Below are 18,347 nucleotides of genomic sequence, written 5' to 3' on the forward strand. Positions count from 1 at the left end.
GGATCCGAGCAACGGAAGCGAGGCAGCGGTGCCGCCCCTCCACCACACGGTGGGCCGCGGGTGTGACCGGTCAGGATCATGAAAAAAAGACCCGTAGTGGTACGTCTGGTGGGTGCCGCGCTGACGCTGCTGCTCCTGTGGCAGGGTCTGGCGACCGTCAGCTATTTGAGCGGTTCCACCCAGCTGGCCAACATCGCCGGCAAGGGAACCATCAACGCCTACATGACTCCACTGTTCAAACAGTACTGGTCGGTTTTCGCCCCCGATCCGATCCAGGATGATACGGAACTACTGATCCGCGCCAAGGTCAATGGCAGCGACACCGACTGGTTCAATATCTCCCGGGCCGATGTACAGCGGTCCATCCTGCACCACCCGGTGCCCTCCCGGCTTTATCTGACCAACTTTGCGCTCACCTCGCATTACCAGGTCTCGGCGGGACTGTTGCCGCAGAATCTGCAGAGCGTTCCCAAGACGTCCTTCATCGGGGCTGATTGGCTCGCCCAGCTCAAGAAAGCTCTGCCGGGAGGCGGATCGGCCAAGGACGATGCCGCCATCAATCAGTTCATCAAGGATGAAACGGCCATGACTTCCATGGTCAGCTCGGTGGCCATGGCCCGCTGGGGCGAGGCCGTCACGGCCGTTCAGATCAAAATCCGCACCATCCCCGTCAAGCCCTACGCGGAACGCAACAACGCCGACTATCAGGTCAAGCCGGTGGAGTTCGACGCCGGTTGGCGCGGGGCAGTGCGGGTACCAGAGATAGATTTGGCCGCCATTAAGGCCATGTACGGCACGGAGGCGGCAGCTCATGAAGGCAACTAACACCTCGCAGACCCCCGCCATACCCACCGCCGGCGAGGCCGCGGGCGCAACCGACGAGGGACCCCGGCTCAATATTTTCGGCAGGCTGGAATCGTGGCTACTGGACCGCAAGCGCGCCAAGTTCGGTACTTCCATCCTGCGCATTCTGCTCGGTGCTTCCGTGCTGGCCATCGTCATCACCAATTTCATGGACCGCAAATACATTTGGGGTACCGCCTCCGGCTGGGCGCAGCCCTACCGGGAAGAGAGCATCTGGAATTTCTGGCTGTTTAAGTACTTCAGCGCCGGCGATCCTGACCCGCTCCTGGTGGCGAAGCTGGTGCTCCTGGCAGTCTTCGGCCTGCTCATGGTCCTGGGCTGGCGGACACGGATCGTCACTATGGTGACGTTGCTGATGTTTATCTCCTTGGCGGCATTGGGCCCCACATCTTCTGACTCGGCAGACAACGCTTTACGCATCATGCTGATTTACAGCTTCTTCACGGACGGGTCGCAGCGCTGGTCCTTGGACGCTCGACGCCGGCGGATCCGCAACGAAAGGATCTCCGCCGAGGGGCGCCCGGGAAGCAGGGTAACCGCGGTTGCACCAGCCTGGTTCGGCATCATCGTGCACAATTTGGCCGTCGTCGCCATCGGCGGCCAAGTGATCATCATCTATCTGGTGGCGGGACTGGCCAAAGCGCGGGGCACACTCTGGCGTGACGGCACTGCGGTCTACTATCCGATGCACGCGGAAAACTTTAGTCCCTGGCCGCAGCTGAACCATCTGCTGGTGGCCAATGATCTGATGGTGCACCTGATTTCCTGGGGATCGGTCGCTATTCAGGTGCTGTTCCCGCTGCTGCTGCTGAACCGCTGGACCCGACGCTTCGCCGTTCTCGGGCTTATTGCCATGCATGCCGGTATCGGCATATTTCTGGGGTTGAGTGTTTTTTCACTGTCTATGGTGGCCGCGGATGTCATCTTTGTACGCGACTCGACGGTCGAGTCCATTGGCCGCTGGTTCCACGGCCGACGGGGCGGTCGCCGCCGTCAGCCCGAATCCCACGATGGCAGTCCCGGCGACGCTGAGCGCTACGACGAGGGTGCGCGGCATGGGGAGGCTGCGGGCCACGGCGAGGGCAGCCGCGACCTCGCTCCCGACCGCGACGGTGCGGGCGTCACACATGAGGATCCAGCGGCACCTGCCTAGCCGCTGAGACGAGCAAAACCCTAAACCCCCAGTTCAGGTGCCGGCAGCGAGAAAATGTCCCCGAGTGCGGTTTGCGCGGCGTACCAACCGCAGAGTCCATGCACGGCCGGCCCCGGCGGCGTCGATGAGGAACACAGATAGACACCCTTCGCCGGTGTCCGCCATGGGTTTGGGGACACCACGGGACGCTTGATCAGCTGCCGCAGCGTTACTGCTCCGGCGCTGAAATCTCCGCCGACGTAGTTTGGGTTGTACCGGCTGTATTCATCGGCCGTGATGGAATTCCTGGCCACGATGACGTCTCGGAAACCGGGTGCAAAACGTTCAATCTGGGCGGTGACAGCTTCGGTCATGTCGAGGGTCGAGCCTGCCGGTACGTGCGTATAGGTCCACAGCACCTGATGGCCCTCTGGTGCCCTGCTCGCGTCATAGGGACTCGGCTGACTCATCAGAACGTATGGGTTCGCGGGATGGATCCCTGCGGCGACCTCGGCCTCGGAGCGGGCCAGCTCGGCCCGCGTCCCACCGAGATGCACAGTGGGGGCGAGCGCCAGCTCGGGATAACGCCAGGGAACCGGCCCGGATAAGGCAAAGTCCACCTTGCTGGCGGCGTTGCCGTACTTGAATGCAGCCAATGCCCTGAGGTAGCGGGCGGGCAGTTCTGTCGAAGCGATGGCAGCCAGAGACGCCGCGGAAACATCCAGCAGCACCGCTTTGGCGCCGGTTTCCGCCCGCACCTGGGCCAGCGAGGAAACGGTGGTGTTGAGGACGATTTCTCCACCGTGGGCCATCAGGTCCGCCGCCATTGCGTCAGCAATCGCCTGTGAGCCGCCGACCGGAACCGGCCAGCCACGCCCATGCGCGTGCGCTCCCAGCAGCATCCCCGCACCGGCGGTGGCCAGTCCGGGCATTTTGCCGATTGAATGGGCATTGACCCCGGCAATCATGGCGGGGGCAACATCCTCCCGGAACCGTGCATTCCACAACGGTGTGCCCTGCTCCAGGGTCCGCAGTCCATAGACCAGTGCAGCCAGCGGATTCCGCGGCATCCGCAGCAGTTGGTGCTGGGTGAAATCCGTCACGCCGTCCAGCAGCCGCAGCACCGGAGCAAACAGCGCCCGGTAGGCTGCGCCGTCGCGCCCCAACTGCTCAGCGGTGCGGTCCAGGTCCCGGTAGGCAATGCCCGCCCGGCCGCCGTCGAGTGGATGCCCATACGAGATCTCCGGCACCACCAGCTCAATTCGCCGATCCAGCTCGAAGGCGCGGAAAAACGGGGACGCGAGGGCCATCGGGTGTACCGCGGAACAGACATCGTGCAGGTAGCCGGGCACGGTCAGTTCGGCGCTGCGGGTTCCGCCGCCGATGCTGGCGGCCAGCTCGTAGACGCGTACCTTCAGCCCGGCCCGCGCCAGCGTCAGGGCGGCAGCCAGTCCGTTGGGTCCGGAACCGACGACGACGGCGTCAATCATGACGAGCTCCCGAGTCGGCATTTGAGGCGAAAGACCCCGTGGATCCCGCCTCCGCCGGCCAGCGCCGCAGGAGCGCCTTCGCCCGTGCCCGGACTCGGCCGAGTCCTCGACGCCCGGCCGGCAGCCCTTCGCGGCGTAGTTTCAGTGCGGCGCCCAACGCGCCATAATGCAGCTGTTTCATCGGTACGTCGTAAGTGGTCGGAAGGACCACCACGTCCTTGGAGAAATTGCGCTTGAAGGTCGTGACGTTAGCCAGCGAAGGATAGGTGTCGGAGACAATTCCGGTCAGGCCGCACGCCGTGTTGCCATGCGCCTTGAGCATTCTGAAACTTTCCCACAGCAGCAGATACGGGGCATAGACCGTCCGCGCCTGCGCGCTACTGGCCGCGAAGTAGTAAACGGCGTAGCCGCGGTATTCAGTAGTGATCAGCCAGCACAGCGCTTGACCGTCAAGATCGGCCACCATCAGTTCGGTGTGGTCCGCCAACGACGTCAACAGGGTCTCGTAGTAGCCCGAGTCGAAGGAGGAAAAGCCGTCACGGGCGGCAGTCTCAGTCATGATCGGGAACAGCTCCCGGCGGAAGACCGCGAGCCGGTCAGCAGCGGCGATGGTGCGGATCTGCACGCCGGCACGGGTGGCCTTGCGGATACTCTGCCGGGCGTTGGGCCGAAAGCCGGCCAGCATCGTTTTTTCAGGCTGGTTTAGATCCACTACGATTTCGCGGTCGTACCAGCCTGGTTCCAGCGCCTTTACCACGCCCCGTTGCGGATGCTCCACCTGCAGACGGACGAACACCGGATTGACGCCCGCCGCGGAGTCGAACTGCGCGCGAAGGGTGCTCAGCAACCGGCGCTCCGCCCCGGCGGTCCGGGTGCCAAACCAGACGGGACCATTGACCACCACCATCGATTCCCGGAGCCGACGGGTGGAATGCAGAAAGCTGGCGACGACCACCGGTGCCGCAGTTCCGTCAACAACAGCTCCCGCAACTGACCCTCCTGCGGCCGCCGTTCCCGCACCAGCAGCATCGTCGAAATAGGCGAAAATCCCGAAGGGCGCCCGGCCCGTGTCCCGCTCAAAGTCGGCCCACTGTGGCGTTTGTTCAAGCGGAATCGAGACGTCGGGATACGCTGCGGCAATCTCGGCAAAGCGCTCGGGTGTCAGCTCTTCGTACCGGTAGTTCTCGGCAGTCAACGGGACTTTTCTCCTTAGGCGTGCTGGCTACTTTTCGGGCCTGCGGCTCCGCTCAACATTACCCGTGCAGTCCAGGGAAACCCCACCGTTAACCGGTCGGGGGCGTATTCCAGCACGCCCGCTTGCGGGTCATCGGTTCCGGCACGCCGCACCACGTCGTAACCTGGGCTGAGGATGTCCCGCACCACCAATGCCATCACCGCAACGGTGGCGACACTCTGCAGCAGAACGGCAAGTGCAAAATAGGGCATGTCGATCGCGTGCTGGGCATTGCCGTCCCCGAGTTCGCGGCCCAAAAACAATAACAGGGCCAGGAACCCAAGGATCTGTACTGCCTGCCAGCCCAGAACCGTGCGCCACTTTGGCCGTGCGAGCGCCAGCAGGGGAAGCAGCCAGACTGTGTGCTGGGGTGCGGCGTGCTTGTCCGTGAGGGAATAGGCAGCCACCAGCAGAAACGCCAGCTGCGCTAAGCGCGGCCTGCGCCGTGCCGCCAGGGACAGCCACGCGATGCTGATCACGGCAAGCGTGAGCAGCGCCAGCGCGGTGACGCTTGTCATCACCGGCCCGGCGGTGGCTGCACCCAACCGTTGGGCGACCAAATTGTACGCTTGGTAAATCGAGGACTCACTGGGTTTGTCGCGCAGGCCATTACCCAGATAGGTGCCCCACGACGCGGGGTTGAGAACAAGTACCGGCAGCATAATGACGAGCCAGGCAACGGCTGCGGCAATGACAGACTCGGTCAGCGCCAGCCAGCGTCCGCATCTCAAGCTCAGCAGCAGCACAGCCAGCAAAATCAGCAATGCATAGGGCTGCACGCAGACTGCCAGACCCAGCACGCCCCCGGCCGCGAAGGTGCGCCGCCGGGCAAACAACAGCATCCCCACGGCCACCAGCGCCGCAGCCCACAGGTCCCAACTGGTGAACGCCGTAAACAGTAGGACCGGGCTGGCGGCAACGATGGCTGCGTCCCAAGGCCGGCGCCTGGCGCTGCGCGCGGTGGCCACTACGGTGACCATCCACATAATGACAATCAGCACCGCATTTAGATCGAAAAATCCCAGCTGGCGGCCCGTTCCTGTGCCGGGGGCCAGCCGTGCGGTGATGCCGGCGATTATCCCCGTCAGCGGCGGGTAGTCGAACGTGGTATTCGGACTGAAATACGGGAAAAATGTCGCGAGGCCCTTGTCCTTATACACGTTGGGTAACTCTGACCAGCAGGTTGTTGAGTATTGATCAGGGGTGGTCCAGCCGGATTGTCTGCAGTGAAATTTGAACAGGACTGCCAGAATTCCTGAGGCAGTGACCATTATGATCAACACTCGCTCAACCGTGAAGAATCCGGGACTCACGATGCCGGGGGCACTTCGGCGTCCCAATGGACCGCCGATCGCTTCGGTCATGCGGCTTAACAGTGCGTCACTGCGCGTGGGGACCGCAATGCGGGCACGTCTGCGTCGCGGCGGTGGTTCGGAATCCTGCATGACTGCGAGCTTACCGGCTGGTCCCGACAACTTCCGGACCCGGCAGTAGCCAGCCGTAGCGCGGAGATCGCAGCGAAACGGTTCACGGTGTCACCTCCTTACCGGGCGGCGACGCCGGATACGGAAAAATTCCCAGATTTATGGGATCTTTTTACAAACCCCATTGTTCAATGGCAGGGGTATGTTTGTCCCAGCCCAGAGTGCAGACTTTGGCCGTTCCGAGCAGGAAATGCCGGCCCTCAACCGCGTCAAGCTCCATCCACCGGGCCGCCAGCACGCGCAGGAAATGACCATGGGCCACCAGCAGTACATTTCCCACGGTTGTTCCGTCCGGTTGGGGGCTCAGGACCCGGGCTACGACCGAATCCGCGCGCGCCGCCACCTCCGTCAGCGTTTCGCCGTTGGGCACGCCGTCCTTCCAGATCAGGTATCCCGGGTTCTTGGCGCGGATGTCGGCACTGTTGATGCCTTCATAGTCCCCGTAGTCCCACTCATGCGCCGCCGGCTCCACCACGGCGTGCGGGAAGCCAGCCAGATCGGCCGTTCGGCGGGCCCGCTGCAGCGGCGACGTGAGCACCAGGGAGAAATCAACATCTGCCAGGGCTGCGCGGGCAGAGCGTGCCTGCTCCTCGCCGCGTTCGGTCAACGGCAGATCCGTCAACCCGGTGTACTGCCCGCTGCGGGACCATTCGGTTTCCCCGTGGCGCAAGAGCCAGAGTCGGGGAAGCTTATCTGTGCTGCGCACCACTGCCGGAACCGATTCAACACTCATGGTGTTCCCTTCTTTACTGGCGCAACGGCGGACTCGCCGCTGCGCCAGTAACTACTGTCGTCGTCGGCCTCCGGCTGCTCCGCCCACCACTGCGCAAGCCTGCGCTCCGCGTCCTCCCGCTCCAACGGACCATGTTCCATCCGTTCCTCGAGCAGGAATTTATAGGCTCGGCCGACGACTGGTCCGGGCTTGAGCCCCAGCAGCCCCATAATCTGCGCACCATCCAGGTCCGGACGTATGGACGCGAGCTCCTCCTGCGCCTCGAGCCCCGTGATTCTGGCCTCCAGGTCGTCATAGGCGAAGGACAATCTGTCCGCCTTGCGCTGATTGCGCGTCGTGACGTCCGACCGGGTCAATCGGTGCAGCCGAGGCAAAAGACGGCCGGCGTCGGCCACATAGCGGCGGACCGCGGAATCCGTCCATTCAGCCTCGCCGTAGCCGTAAAAGCGCATATGCAACTCAACCAGGCGCGCTACGGCCTTGATGGAGTCATTGTCGAAGCGCAGCGCCTTCATTCTCTTCGTGACCAGCTTGGCGCCGACCACATCGTGATGCCGGAAGCTCACCGCCCCGGCCGGTTCAAAGCGGCGCGTGGAAGGCTTCCCACAATCGTGCATCAAGGCCGCAAAACGCAGGATGAAGTCCGGCCCAGGAACGGCCCCTTCCGGTCCCGTTTCCAACTGAGCCGCCTGTTCCAGCACCTGCAGGGAATGCTGATAGACGTCCTTGTGCCGATGGTGCTCATCCGTCTCCAGCTTCAGGGCAGGGAGCTCCGGCAGCACATGATCAGCCAGCCCGGTGTCCACCAGAATGTCGATACCCGCTCTTGGGTCCGCGCCACAGATCAACTTGACCAGTTCGTCACGGATGCGTTCTGCGGAAATGATGTCGATTCTCTCCGCCATGGCGGTCATCGCCGCATGAACATCGGGATGTACGGTGATACCCAATTGAGCGGCGAAGCGGGCGGCCCGCAGCATGCGCAGCGGGTCGTCGGAGAAGGAGGACTCCGGTGCCGCGGGCGTCCGCAAGACCCCGGCCTGCAGGTCCCTCACGCCGCCGAATGGATCCACCAGCTCCATGGCGGGCAGGCGCAGGGCCATGGAGTTAATGGTGAAATCGCGCCGCTGCAGATCGTCCTGCAGTGATGTCCCGAAGGCAACCGCGGGTTTACGGGAATCCCTCTCGTAGGCCTCCGCGCGATAGGTGGTGACCTCGATGGTCAGCGGTACTCCGCCCCGCCCGTTCTTCCGGAACGCGATGGTCCCGAAGGCGCGTCCAACCTCCCAATGCGCATCCGCCCATTTCTTGGCCACCCGCAGGGTCTGATCCGGGGTGGCGTCAGTGGTGAAGTCCAGGTCCGGCGAAGTGCGCCGCAAAAATAAATCGCGGACGGGCCCTCCCACCAGCGAAATTTCATGCCCGGCGTCCACAAAGAGCTGCCCGAGTTCCAAGACAACCGGGTCAAGGGATGAACTATCAAGAACTTGCACCATAGTCCTTTAACAATGCCAGACTTTTCGGTATTGCCCTTCGTCACGGACGCCTCAACGGTCGAAAATTCGATCGACAACGCCTGCTGCAAACTGTCCTCATCCTCAGACAAAGGTAGTTAGAGTGGAGATCATGGCCCATCCCGTTCCGAGCGCTCCAAAGAGGACACCGTTGCCGTCGGCAATCGGTGCCCATGTGGCGCCCGGCGGCCACCCGACGGCGTCCTCCCTGCCCACCGTGGAAGAGGTTTCCGCCGGCGGCGTCGTGGTTGAAAAGTACGACGGCGAACTCCGGGTTGCGATTATTGCGCGCCTGAACCGCGGTGGCCGGCTTGAGTGGTGTCTGCCGAAGGGACATCCCGAGAACCAGGAAAACCACGAAGAAGCCGCCATCCGCGAGATCGAAGAGGAAACGGGCATTCGAGGCTCCGTGCTCGCTCCGCTGGGCAGTATCGATTATTGGTTCACCGTCAGCGGGCACCGCGTGCACAAGACCGTGCACCATTATCTGCTTCGCGCCACCGGCGGCCACCTGACCATCGAAAATGATCCGGACCACGAGGCGGTGGACGTCGCATGGGTTAACCTCCCCGACCTGCCCAAACGCCTTTCCTTCCCCAATGAGCGGCGCATCGCCGATCTGGCCAAGGAAATCCTGCCGGAGGATTTTTAGCCCGGCAATGAGATGATGGGTGGCGATGGTAAAGCAAGCAGCAACCCCAGCCCCTACTCCACTGCCCGGCGCGGGCCAGCCCGCCGTCGTGCCGGAAACCGCTGCCCGTTCAAGCGCCAATATGGCCGTGGGAACCTTGGCCTCGCGCGTCTTGGGGTTCATCAAGGGAATTCTGCTGGGCGTGGCAGTGGCCGGGTCACAGGTTGCCGGCATCTTCGACACCGCCAATAACGTCCCCAACATCATCTACCTGCTGGTGGCCGGCGGGGTCTTTAACGCGGTTTTGGTCCCCCAGGTCATCAAGGCAAGCAAACAGCCGGACAAGGGAGCGGACTACATCTCCAGGCTGCTCACCCTCGCCGTCATAGTGCTGTTTGGCGTTACGGCGCTCATCACCATCGCCGCAGGTCCCATCATGACCCTGCTGACGGCTGACTATTCCGGGGCCCAATTGAAGCTGGCTACTGCCTTTGCCACCCTATTGCTGCCGCAGATCTTTTTCTACGGCCTCTTCGCCTTACTCGGCCAGGTACTGAACGCGCACGGCTCATTCAGGGCATATGCCTGGTCGCCTGTGGTCAATAACATCGTGGCCATCCTGGGGCTGGTGACCTTCATTGCCGTCGCCGGGAGCAATGCTGCAGCCCCGCACTCGGTGGAAAACTGGACGCCGACGCAGACATTCATTCTCGCGGGCAGCGCCACTGCGGGCATTCTTGTTCAGTCTGCCGTTTTGCTGTGGCCACTAAAGAAGTTGGGCCTGCGGCTGCGGCCGCGTTTCGGATGGCGTGGCGTGGGGCTGGGTGCTACCGGCAAAGTTGCCGCCTGGACGATGGGCACCATGGTGGTGGGTAACCTGACCTTTCTGCTGATCGGAAAGATCGCCACCATCCCCACCGGTAGTTTGGCGGACGGAACGGTCCCGGAGGGGCAGGGCATCGCGACGTCCTTCGAGCTCAGCCGGGCCACCGAAGTCTACATCCTGCCGCATTCGGTGGTGGCGCTGTCCATTGCCACCGTTCTCTTCACCCGGATGGCACGAAGTGCAGCCAACCACGACGGCGACGGACTGTCTGCATCCCTTTCCCACGGCCTGCGGACCGCTGGGGTTGCCACTGTCTTCGGCGCGATTGCTCTATTGGTGCTCTGCGGACAATTTGGCATGCTTTTTAGTTCCTCCAGCCGCCACTCTGCCCTGCTCATCGCCACAACCCTGGCCATCCTCGCCCTCGGTTCCCCCTTCCTCAGTGCGAACTTTATGATGAACCGTGCCTTCTATGCAGCGGAAAATGCGAAGACTCCGTTCATTATCCAAAGCCTGCTAGTTGTCTTCGGAATCGGGACCGCACTGCTCGCGGCCCTCCTCCCGGCGCATTTGATCATCTTTGGTCTGGCGCTGAGTTACACCCTTGGTAACGTCGTCGCCGTCGTCGTTACGCACTTCTTTCTCCGTGCCAGACTAGGCAACTACGGGGGTGCCGCCATTATGCGGGCGCACCTAAGGTTCCTATGTGCCGCCGTTATGGCAGGTCTTATCGGCGCCGGCGTGCTTTGGCTATTGGGCGGCTTTAGCCTTGCCGGTTTCGCATGGCGGTCAATCTATGCAGCGGCCCTCGTGCTCGCCGTCGTCGGATTGGCGATGGCGGCCGTCTACTTCGTTGCGTTGCGACTTTTTCGGGCCACGGAGCTCAACGATTTTCTGGACCCATTGCTGGGAAAACTCCGCGGCCGTCTTCCGGGACTCCGATAACCGCAGCGTGCCGCCCCGCGGCCCTTCCTGCCGGATCCGATAAGATCGAGAGCTAATACGTCTGCGCCCACTTCCGGTCTGCAGGTAGTACCGGTCGATAAAGGAGGACACGGTGTCAGAAACCGTTGACGTGGGCTCGGTCCTCGGCGGACGTTACAAGGTGACAGCCCATATTCTGCTCACCGCCGAGCAGGATGCCGTCCTGGAAGGCATGGACCAGGTTCTTCACCGGCCGGTCAGCATTTTGGTCGCCGGACCGGAAAATGCCGAAAATCTTACGCTCGGTGCCCGGGAAGTGGCCACGGGTGAGCGGCACGCGAACCTGCAGATTCTGGATCTGGGCACAAGCGACGGCTCAACGTACCTGATTTCCAGCAAGAGTGGGGCTGCGGAGCTGCTGGACCTGGTAGTCCCCACTGAACCGTATGTGGAACCGTTTTTCACTGACACGCTGGGCAATGAAATCTTTGGGATGCCGCGGCCAAAGTCTGCAGAAAACGCTGGCTACGACTACGTATACGAGGACAATTCGCCCGTTGAACCAAGACGACCCGACGGGGCAGATGCAAGTGCGCCGGCAACGGGCAGCACAACCTCCTCCGGCCGCAACGTCCCCGCTGCACCGGCATCCGCTCCGACTCTTCCGCCGGTGCCCCCAGTGCGCCAGACGCCCCCGGTGCGTCCAGCGTCACAGGTGAATCCGGCGCCCCCGGTGCGTCCAGCGTCGCAGAAGGCCGCGGACCGCTCCGTCCGAGCCACGGACACACCCGCAGCTGCTTCCAGTGAGCTGCACGCTGCGGCGACGCCGGCTCCGCAGCCGGCAACGGAAAGCATCAGTGCTCCTGCCGTCCCGGCCGTCCCGGCCAAGGTCACCTTGTGGTCCCAGGAAGACTATGGTTCCGAGGCCCCGTCTGGCGCGTACCGGACACCCGCTAGCTTTCCTGCGTCCGCACGCGAAGCGAGCGGGGCTTCCATGGACGAGGAAACGGATGATGATGATGCGGCCAATGCTCCTAAGACGAGCGGACGCTGGCTCGTCGGCGGCGTCGTCTCCGTCCTCATCGTGGCCGCGCTCATCGTGGCGGTCACTAATCTCGGCGGACAGCTAAGCGGAAATCAAAACGCCGCGCCCGCCGCCTCGTCCTCCCAGCAGCCTTCGGTAAGCTCCACGCCGACCGTGTCGGGGTCAGCCGCGACGTCGGCGGCTCCGGTCGTCGTGCCGGTGATCGCCTCGGTCACCAGACTCAGCCCAAATGCACCGAATCTGGGGCAGGAATACGACTCAAAACTGCCGATGACTTTCGACGGTAACCCCGCGACGTTCTGGCAGACCCTGGAGTTTTCCAACGACTCCTTCGCCGGATTGACCTCCAGTATTAATCTGGTGGTGACCTTGAAAGAGGACTCCGACATCAACTCAGTGACATTGGCACAGCTGGGCGGCTCTGGTGGAAGCTTCCGTCTCCTGACTAACTCCACACCAACACTCGACGGCGCAACAGAGATTGGAACGGGTAGCTTTACCGCCCCGAGCATCACACTGAGCGCGCCGCAGGGAACCAAATCGCGCTACGTGATCATCAACTTCACGCAGTTGCCGAAGCAACAAACCTTCCAGTCCTATCCCTATGGCGTAAAAATCGCAGAAATCACTATCAAATAACTGACCACACACACGGTCGGTTGTCCCAACATTGACAAGGTATCCCCGCCCCGTCCGGAATAAGGCCCGCCACCAACCAGTTGTGGTGAAGGCAGGGTCCACCCATCGGGTCCATCAATGCAGAAAGAGGTTCTCCGCCCCGTGAACACCGAAGTAAGCCTGGCCACAGACGTCCGTGATGTAATTATCGTGGGCTCGGGCCCCGCGGGCTACACCGCCGCCGTGTACACAGCCCGCGCTAATCTGCGGCCATTGCTCATTGCCGGCTCTGTGACGGCTGGAGGCGAGCTGATGAACACCACCGATGTGGAAAACTACCCGGGGTTCCCGGAGGGGATCATGGGGCCCGACCTGATGGATCAGTTCCAGAAGCAGGCGGAACGCTTTGGTACCGAAATCATGTACGAGGACGTGGCGACGCTGGACCTCGCCGGAGATGTGAAGAAAGTCACACTTGGTGACGGTCAGGTGTTCACTGCCCGAGCCGTCATAATTTCCACCGGATCCGCCTACCGCGAATTGGGCCTACCGGACGAAAAACGACTCTCCGGGCATGGGGTGAGCTGGTGCGCCACCTGTGACGGATTCTTTTTCAAGGATCAGGACATTGCCGTGATTGGCGGGGGTGACTCAGCCATGGAGGAGGCCCTTTTTCTCACCAAGTTCGCCCGCACCGTGACCGTGGTGCATCGCCGGGATACATTACGCGCTTCAAAGATCATGCAGGATAGGGCGCTCAACCATGACAAGATCAGATTCGTCTGGAATTCCGAAGTCGTAGGAATTGACGGGGAAGCTAAAGTTTCTGGACTGCGGCTCAATGATCTGATCACGGGAGTCAAGAGCAACCTTGCCGTCACCGGAGTATTCGTTGCTATAGGCAACGATCCTCGGATTGATCTCATTAAGCACCAACTCGCATTGACTTCTGCCGGCACAATTGCCGTTGACGGCCGATCCTCCAAGACCAGCCTGCCGGGGGTCTTTGCCGCCGGCGATGTCATCGACGCCACGTACCGTCAAGCAATCACCGCCGCCGGATCGGGTTGTGCGGCAGCGGTAGACGTCGAACACTTTCTGTCCACAGCCCCCTTACAGCTCTCACCAGTGACGGCTGTTCAATCGTCCAGCATCCGATAACGAAAGAGGATTCCATGAGTAATGCGAAAATCGCCACCGACGCAAGCTTTCAGGCCGATGTTCTAGCGGCCGGCAAACCAGTCATCGTCGACTTCTGGGCGGAATGGTGCGGCCCGTGCCGGAAGCTCAGCCCCATTCTGGATCAAATGGCCGGGGAGTATGCCGACAAGATTGACGTCGTCAAGGTAGACATCGACGAGAATCCGGGCATCGCCGCCCAATACGGAATAACCTCTATTCCTGCGGTTTATCTGTTTCAGGGCGGAGAGGTCAAGGGTACCGTCATTGGGGCCAGGCCGAAGCAGTACTTCGAAAAGGAATTTGCTGAGTTCCTGAAGTAGGCTCACCTCCCACCGTTTTCCCCCGCCAGCGCCGCCTCTTTCTGCATTAGGATACTTTTTGCAGCGAATAGGCGGCGCTGGCTTTTTTGGTGTCGTTGGAGTTTTTCAAAACTCTGCCCGCGTGATCACCGGCCAACCGCAGACAAAAGCCAAGCTATATGAGTTCAGGGCCTCGGCGGTGTCTAGCCGTCGCAGCAAAAATATCGTGGGTAATTTTGGTGATGTCTCCACGTGGTGTGAGGAATCCCAGGACGGCACGACGACGGTCGAAGGAGTTCGTCCGCGATGGCGTCCAGATAGTGCTGGTGGCTGGTCAACTCGATACCCTTGGGCAGATACTCCCGGATCAGAGCGGCGGTGTTCTTCGCTTGTGGTCACTCCCCGGAGTGAATACGAGGGGGCGCAGTGCACGGGAAAATCTGCAGCCACTGTCAGGCCCAGCATAATCAGCAACGTACTGGGCCGATCCACCAGCGTAGCGACAGCACGTTTATCACCCTGACCGAAGATCAGATCCTCCTCCAACGATCCAGGAACACTGCGATCCCAGGCCTCCTCGGGCCGGTCATCAATGCTGACCCTGCCGATGAACTGGCCGTCCTTCCTCCCCAGGTCCACCTTCACTTGTGCGGCAAGGACATAATGGCTCTGGACACCCCAGGATGCTGTCGCTTTCCGCTTCATAGGCCGTGAATGTTTCACGTGAAACGCAGCAGCAGCGGTATCGACAACACCCTTGACCGGCAGCACCACAATCATGGTAAGCACCACAGCCCACCTGCTGACGGGGTCACGCACTCACGGTAAGAGGGGTGTAACCACGTCACGGCAGAAGCGAGGACTTAACTTCTACGACAAAGCGAGGTGACCAAGCAAAAAGTAATGCCTAACGTCGGCCCCAAACGAGCAAATGGTAGGTTTCCGTCAAAAATACGTCGTCGCGCGTGAAGCCGCGTCAGTCTCTGCCTTCGGGCATCGTACCCGTGGATGGGGCTTTTGAGGATCCCAAAAACTCCAAGTCCAATGACCAGTGTCAAAATTGCCCGGGTTAGCTGGCAACCAAGTCTTCAAGTCCCGCTGTTCCTCTCCGAATGTTTCACGTGAAACGAGCGACTTGGGCTCATGCGGTAGAAGTTGACCAAACTGAATTCCTCAAAACCTCGTAGATAATAGACAAGCGCCCCAACTTAGACCCAAACATTTTGCCCACAGGATCGATACTGGCCAACCCTCGGTGGCCTAAAAGAAGCAACAAAGCTGCAGGTTCTACCCAAGGAACGGTCGTTCGGAAAGCTGCCAGTAGTCAAGATCAAACTGCAGGTTCCATCTATTGCCACTTTAAGCGTTCTAGCATCTGCTTCCCGACATAACTACACAGTCACAACCTATAGCCAGTGCAACATAGCCGGCGCTGGGGAGCTCGCCTCACTGAAGTCCTCCCGTAACAGATTCTCCCAATGGCACCATAATTACAGATCAGGATATATGGGCGTTGACCACGACGACTTGTCTTTCCGCGGCGGCTCTTCAGGATGTCCGTCTATAGCTGCATGTTTCACGTGAAACGCATCTAATACGTCAGGGCACCGCAGCCTAACAGATAAATAGCAGCACAGTAGTTCATTTCATGAGCCCGACGGAATCACTAGGTCCTTTGGATTGATCCAGTTCGCTGTCATTGGCCGACAGTCGACCTACGACCGCTAGCGTCTAAGTCAGTACTCAGCGCTACCGTCATAATTGTCTCATTGGGGGGTTACCCCGCCTGCAGACCTGAGAAAATCGATCTCGCTTGTTTCACGTGAAACAAAGGCGGAAGAACAGGCCGGGATAGGTATATTTTCAACCGGCCCGGACAAGATGCCCAGGAAACAAGCTGCAAGTCGGAGGTCTGGACATCGTGACGGCAACTTGCACCGCCCAGCAGCCGCTTATTCATTTCCGCCGCGCTTGGAGAGCCCAACTGACTCCGGAGGCCCAAGCGCGTCTGGAACTGCATATCATCGGCCGCTGACGGGCCTTGTATGGGCTTCGAGCTGTTCCAGAGACCTTGATCACCAGCTGCTACCCTTCAGGTACCGAGGGCGGCCCCTGCGGCGTACGTGCCGATGTCCGGTATTGTGGCGGCGAGCGTCTCCCTGGTTGTCCTTAGGATCCATCCTGGCCAACGCACAAATTGGCATCTGCCGTCCGGTTGGCGCGGAGCCAGGCACAATCCGCTCTTTAGCCGCCTGCTCCCGGAGCAAGGACATCCATGATGCGGTTCAGGTCTTCGACAGAGGCGAATTCAATACTGACCTTTCCCTTGCGGGCGCCGAGCGAAATCTTGACATTTGTGTCCAATTTATCGGACAGCGAAGTAGCCAGGTAGTCCAGCCGCTCGTGTCTGGCGCTGACCTTGTGCGCGGGTACCCTGTTGTTGGCATCCGGGGCCTGATACAGCGAGACGGCCTCTTCCGTAGCCCTGACCGACATCCCCTCGGCGATTATCCGCTGGGCCAGTCTCTCCATGGCAAGGCTGTCCGGCAAAGCAAGCAACGCCCGGGCGTGCCCGGCGGACAGCACTCCTGCGGCAACACGCCGCTGTACTAACGCGGGCAATTTGAGCAACCGCAGTGTATTGGAGACCTGCGGTCGTGACCGGCCAATTCGATCCGCAAGTTCCTCGTGAGTGGTGCCGAAGTCCTCAAGTAATTGTTGGTAGGCCGCAGCTTCATCCAACGGATTCAGCTGGCTACGGTGGAGATTCTCCAGCAGCGCATCGCGGAGGAGGTTATCGTCAGTGGTATTCCGAATGATGACGGGAATAGTCTCCAAACCTGCCAGCTGCGATGCCCGCCATCGCCTTTCACCCATGACCAGCTCATAGGACTCGGGGCCGCTCTCGGTGGAAGTCCTGACGACTACGGGCTGAAGAACTCCAACTTCCCTGACGGAGTGGACCAGTTCGTCCATCGCGTCCTGATCGAAGTCGGTGCGGGGCTGCTTGCGGTTCGGATGAATGTCCAGTACCGGGACTTCGGCAAACCTCGCCCCGGGGACCTGAACCAACTCAGGCTCTTGCTCAACTCGTGCTGCAGCCGAGCGGGAAACCTTCTTCATGGTCGCTTCCGGAAAAAACAAGTCCACTGGGCGTGGTGAAGGTACCGGTGGCAAGTCGGCCTCGCCCTCTGTCTGAGGGGAATTGGGTATCAATGCACCCAGGCCACGGCCAAGTCCTCTACGCTTTTCAGTCAATGGACTAATCCTTCCGATGGAATGGCACACGAAACCGGCCACAGTGGTGAAAGTGCTACAAACGAGTCTACCGTTCGGCTATCTCGGTCGCGGCTTCCAAGTAAGACAACGCACCGGTTGAAGATGGGTCGTAGGTCATCACCGTTTGCTGATAGCTTGGGGCCTCGGAAATCCGGACGGACCGGGGAACAACTGCCTTCAGCACCTGATCAGGGAAATGCTCCCTTACGTCCGCGGCGACCTGAGCCGCCAGGTTGGTGCGGCCGTCGTACATCGTCAACAATATCGTTGAGACTTCCAAGGCAGCATTGAGGTGTTTTTGTATCATCTCGATGTTCTTCAGCAGCTGGCTAAGGCCCTCTAGCGCGTAATACTCGCACTGGATAGGTATGAGTACCTCGTTGGCAGCACAGAAGGCATTGACGGTGAGCAGGCCCAAGCTAGGTGGACAATCAATGAATATGTAATCCAAGCGAGCTTCGCCGGACTTCTCACGGTGCTCCGAATAAGTATCCAAAGCACGGCGCAGTCTTTGCTCTCGAGCCACCAGTGATACTAATTCAATTTCTGCACCAGCCAAATGAATCGTGGCCGGCGCACAGATAAGGTTCGCTATGTCAGGGCACGGCGCAACAACATCGGCCAGCGGGAAATCATTTATCAGCACATCATAAATGCTGTCGACGTCTGCGTGGTGTTCTACGCCGAGGGCAGTGGATGCGTTTCCCTGCGGATCAATATCCACCACGAGGACCTGCAGACCCGCCGAGGCCAGGGCGGCAGCAATGTTAACCGTGGTTGTCGTTTTTCCCACGCCGCCCTTTTGGTTGGCTACCGTCATAATGCGGGTTTTAGTGGGCTTGGGAAGCCCGCGGCCCAGTAGGCGTTCCCGACGCCTTGTCTCGCTGACAAGCTGGCGGGCGATTGGGCTGCCGTCGTCTGAGGTTGCTGCATAGATTGGCGCGGCTTGTGCTGGGGTTTCACGTGAAACATTGATTCTGGACGCATTATCAACTGATTTCGATTGATTATAAGCCGATCGGCTCGTCACTCCAGAAGCCGTGACCGATTGCGAGCCCGAGCGAGCTGAACCCAAGGACATAAATGGCGGGA

The 18,347-nt window shown here is 60.7% G+C and carries 15 protein-coding genes; 7 read left to right on the forward strand and 8 right to left on the reverse strand.

Translation table 11 applies throughout. The annotated features are described in order from the left end of the window. Positions 1–78 precede the first annotated feature (78 nt). Both OS914_RS09295 and OS914_RS09300 read left to right on the forward strand, forming a co-directional pair. The gene (locus OS914_RS09295) at positions 79–825 is read left to right on the forward strand and encodes a DUF5819 family protein (RefSeq protein ID WP_267545774.1); all 747 of its coding nucleotides are present in this window, start codon (positions 79–81) and stop codon (positions 823–825) included. Then, complete coding sequence (locus OS914_RS09300) at positions 812–2,017, forward strand: HTTM domain-containing protein (protein WP_267545775.1); 1,206 nt, start codon at positions 812–814, stop codon at positions 2,015–2,017. Before OS914_RS09295 ends, OS914_RS09300 begins: the two co-directional genes overlap by 14 nt. A gap of 20 nt (positions 2,018–2,037) precedes the next feature. On the opposite strand, the gene OS914_RS09305 is transcribed toward OS914_RS09300, so the two are convergent. The 5 genes from OS914_RS09305 to OS914_RS09325 all read right to left on the reverse strand — a co-directional run bounded on the left by OS914_RS09305 (position 2,038) and on the right by OS914_RS09325 (position 8,433). Further along, positions 2,038–3,486 carry a phytoene desaturase family protein gene (locus tag OS914_RS09305; RefSeq protein ID WP_267545776.1) on the reverse strand — a complete coding sequence of 483 codons (1,449 nt, stop codon included), beginning with the start codon at positions 3,484–3,486 and terminating at the stop codon, positions 2,038–2,040. Further along, on the reverse strand, positions 3,479–4,681 hold the full coding sequence (locus tag OS914_RS09310; RefSeq protein ID WP_267545777.1) for a lipid II:glycine glycyltransferase FemX: 1,203 nt from the start codon (positions 4,679–4,681) through the stop codon (positions 3,479–3,481). Before OS914_RS09310 ends, OS914_RS09305 begins: the two co-directional genes overlap by 8 nt. A gap of 14 nt (positions 4,682–4,695) precedes the next feature. Next, positions 4,696–5,880, reverse strand: coding sequence for a glycosyltransferase 87 family protein (locus OS914_RS09315; protein WP_267545778.1), 1,185 nt, complete (start codon positions 5,878–5,880; stop codon positions 4,696–4,698). Between the two features lie 436 nt (positions 5,881–6,316). Then, positions 6,317–6,937 (reverse strand): histidine phosphatase family protein, encoded by a 621-nt coding sequence (locus OS914_RS09320; protein ID WP_267545779.1) that lies wholly within the window; start codon positions 6,935–6,937, stop codon positions 6,317–6,319. Further along, positions 6,934–8,433 (reverse strand): CCA tRNA nucleotidyltransferase, encoded by a 1,500-nt coding sequence (locus OS914_RS09325; RefSeq protein WP_267545780.1) that lies wholly within the window; start codon positions 8,431–8,433, stop codon positions 6,934–6,936. The genes OS914_RS09320 and OS914_RS09325 overlap by 4 nt, the downstream gene beginning before the upstream one ends. Before the next feature lie 130 nt (positions 8,434–8,563). Here OS914_RS09325 and OS914_RS09330 point away from each other — a divergent pair, with 130 nt between their 5' ends. The 5 genes from OS914_RS09330 (at position 8,564) to trxA (ending at position 13,997) form a co-directional block, all read left to right on the forward strand. After that, positions 8,564–9,103 (forward strand): NUDIX hydrolase, encoded by a 540-nt coding sequence (locus tag OS914_RS09330; RefSeq protein WP_420713911.1) that lies wholly within the window; start codon positions 8,564–8,566, stop codon positions 9,101–9,103. 25 nt (positions 9,104–9,128) lie between these two features. Beyond that, a complete protein-coding gene (murJ, locus tag OS914_RS09335; protein ID WP_267545781.1) occupies positions 9,129–10,853 on the forward strand; it encodes a murein biosynthesis integral membrane protein MurJ in 1,725 nt (574 codons plus the stop codon). 112 nt (positions 10,854–10,965) lie between these two features. Then, a complete protein-coding gene (locus tag OS914_RS09340; RefSeq protein ID WP_267545782.1) occupies positions 10,966–12,516 on the forward strand; it encodes an ABC transporter substrate-binding protein in 1,551 nt (516 codons plus the stop codon). Positions 12,517–12,633: 117 nt separating this feature from the next. After that, entirely contained in the window at positions 12,634–13,656 is a 1,023-nt protein-coding gene (trxB, locus tag OS914_RS09345) for a thioredoxin-disulfide reductase (protein ID WP_420713912.1), read from the forward strand. A 14-nt stretch (positions 13,657–13,670) separates the two neighbouring features. Beyond that, entirely contained in the window at positions 13,671–13,997 is a 327-nt protein-coding gene (gene trxA, locus OS914_RS09350; protein WP_267545784.1) for a thioredoxin, read from the forward strand. Between the two features lie 105 nt (positions 13,998–14,102). Here the strand turns inward: trxA and OS914_RS09355 are convergent, their stop codons facing one another. The 3 genes from OS914_RS09355 to OS914_RS09365 form a co-directional block, all read right to left on the reverse strand. Then, the gene (locus tag OS914_RS09355; protein ID WP_267545785.1) at positions 14,103–14,756 is read right to left on the reverse strand and encodes a hypothetical protein; all 654 of its coding nucleotides are present in this window, start codon (positions 14,754–14,756) and stop codon (positions 14,103–14,105) included. A 1,464-nt stretch (positions 14,757–16,220) separates the two neighbouring features. Continuing rightward, positions 16,221–17,234 (reverse strand): ParB/RepB/Spo0J family partition protein, encoded by a 1,014-nt coding sequence (locus OS914_RS09360; protein ID WP_267545786.1) that lies wholly within the window; start codon positions 17,232–17,234, stop codon positions 16,221–16,223. A gap of 67 nt (positions 17,235–17,301) precedes the next feature. Further along, positions 17,302–18,336: a ParA family protein gene (locus tag OS914_RS09365; protein WP_420713917.1), complete on the reverse strand. Its 1,035-nt coding sequence runs from the start codon at positions 18,334–18,336 to the stop codon at positions 17,302–17,304. Between the last annotated feature and the right edge of the window lie 11 nt (positions 18,337–18,347).

Origin of the sequence: Arthrobacter endolithicus, from assembly GCF_026627425.1 — a bacterium.
Taxonomy (GTDB): Bacteria; Actinomycetota; Actinomycetes; order Actinomycetales; family Micrococcaceae; genus Arthrobacter_M.

Coding starts and splice junctions, on each gene's coding strand:
- OS914_RS09325 (WP_267545780.1), bottom strand. CDS start 8,433: ATGGTGCAAGTTCTTGATAGTTCATCCCTTGACCCGGTTGTCTTGGAA.
- OS914_RS09365 (WP_420713917.1), bottom strand. CDS start 18,336: ATGTCCTTGGGTTCAGCTCGCTCGGGCTCGCAATCGGTCACGGCTTCT.
- OS914_RS09330 (WP_420713911.1), top strand. CDS start 8,564: ATGGCCCATCCCGTTCCGAGCGCTCCAAAGAGGACACCGTTGCCGTCG.
- murJ (WP_267545781.1), top strand. CDS start 9,129: ATGGTAAAGCAAGCAGCAACCCCAGCCCCTACTCCACTGCCCGGCGCG.
- trxA (WP_267545784.1), top strand. CDS start 13,671: ATGAGTAATGCGAAAATCGCCACCGACGCAAGCTTTCAGGCCGATGTT.
- trxB (WP_420713912.1), top strand. CDS start 12,634: ATGCAGAAAGAGGTTCTCCGCCCCGTGAACACCGAAGTAAGCCTGGCC.
- OS914_RS09320 (WP_267545779.1), bottom strand. CDS start 6,937: ATGAGTGTTGAATCGGTTCCGGCAGTGGTGCGCAGCACAGATAAGCTT.
- OS914_RS09300 (WP_267545775.1), top strand. CDS start 812: ATGAAGGCAACTAACACCTCGCAGACCCCCGCCATACCCACCGCCGGC.
- OS914_RS09295 (WP_267545774.1), top strand. CDS start 79: ATGAAAAAAAGACCCGTAGTGGTACGTCTGGTGGGTGCCGCGCTGACG.
- OS914_RS09355 (WP_267545785.1), bottom strand. CDS start 14,756: ATGATTGTGGTGCTGCCGGTCAAGGGTGTTGTCGATACCGCTGCTGCT.
- OS914_RS09305 (WP_267545776.1), bottom strand. CDS start 3,486: ATGATTGACGCCGTCGTCGTCGGTTCCGGACCCAACGGACTGGCTGCC.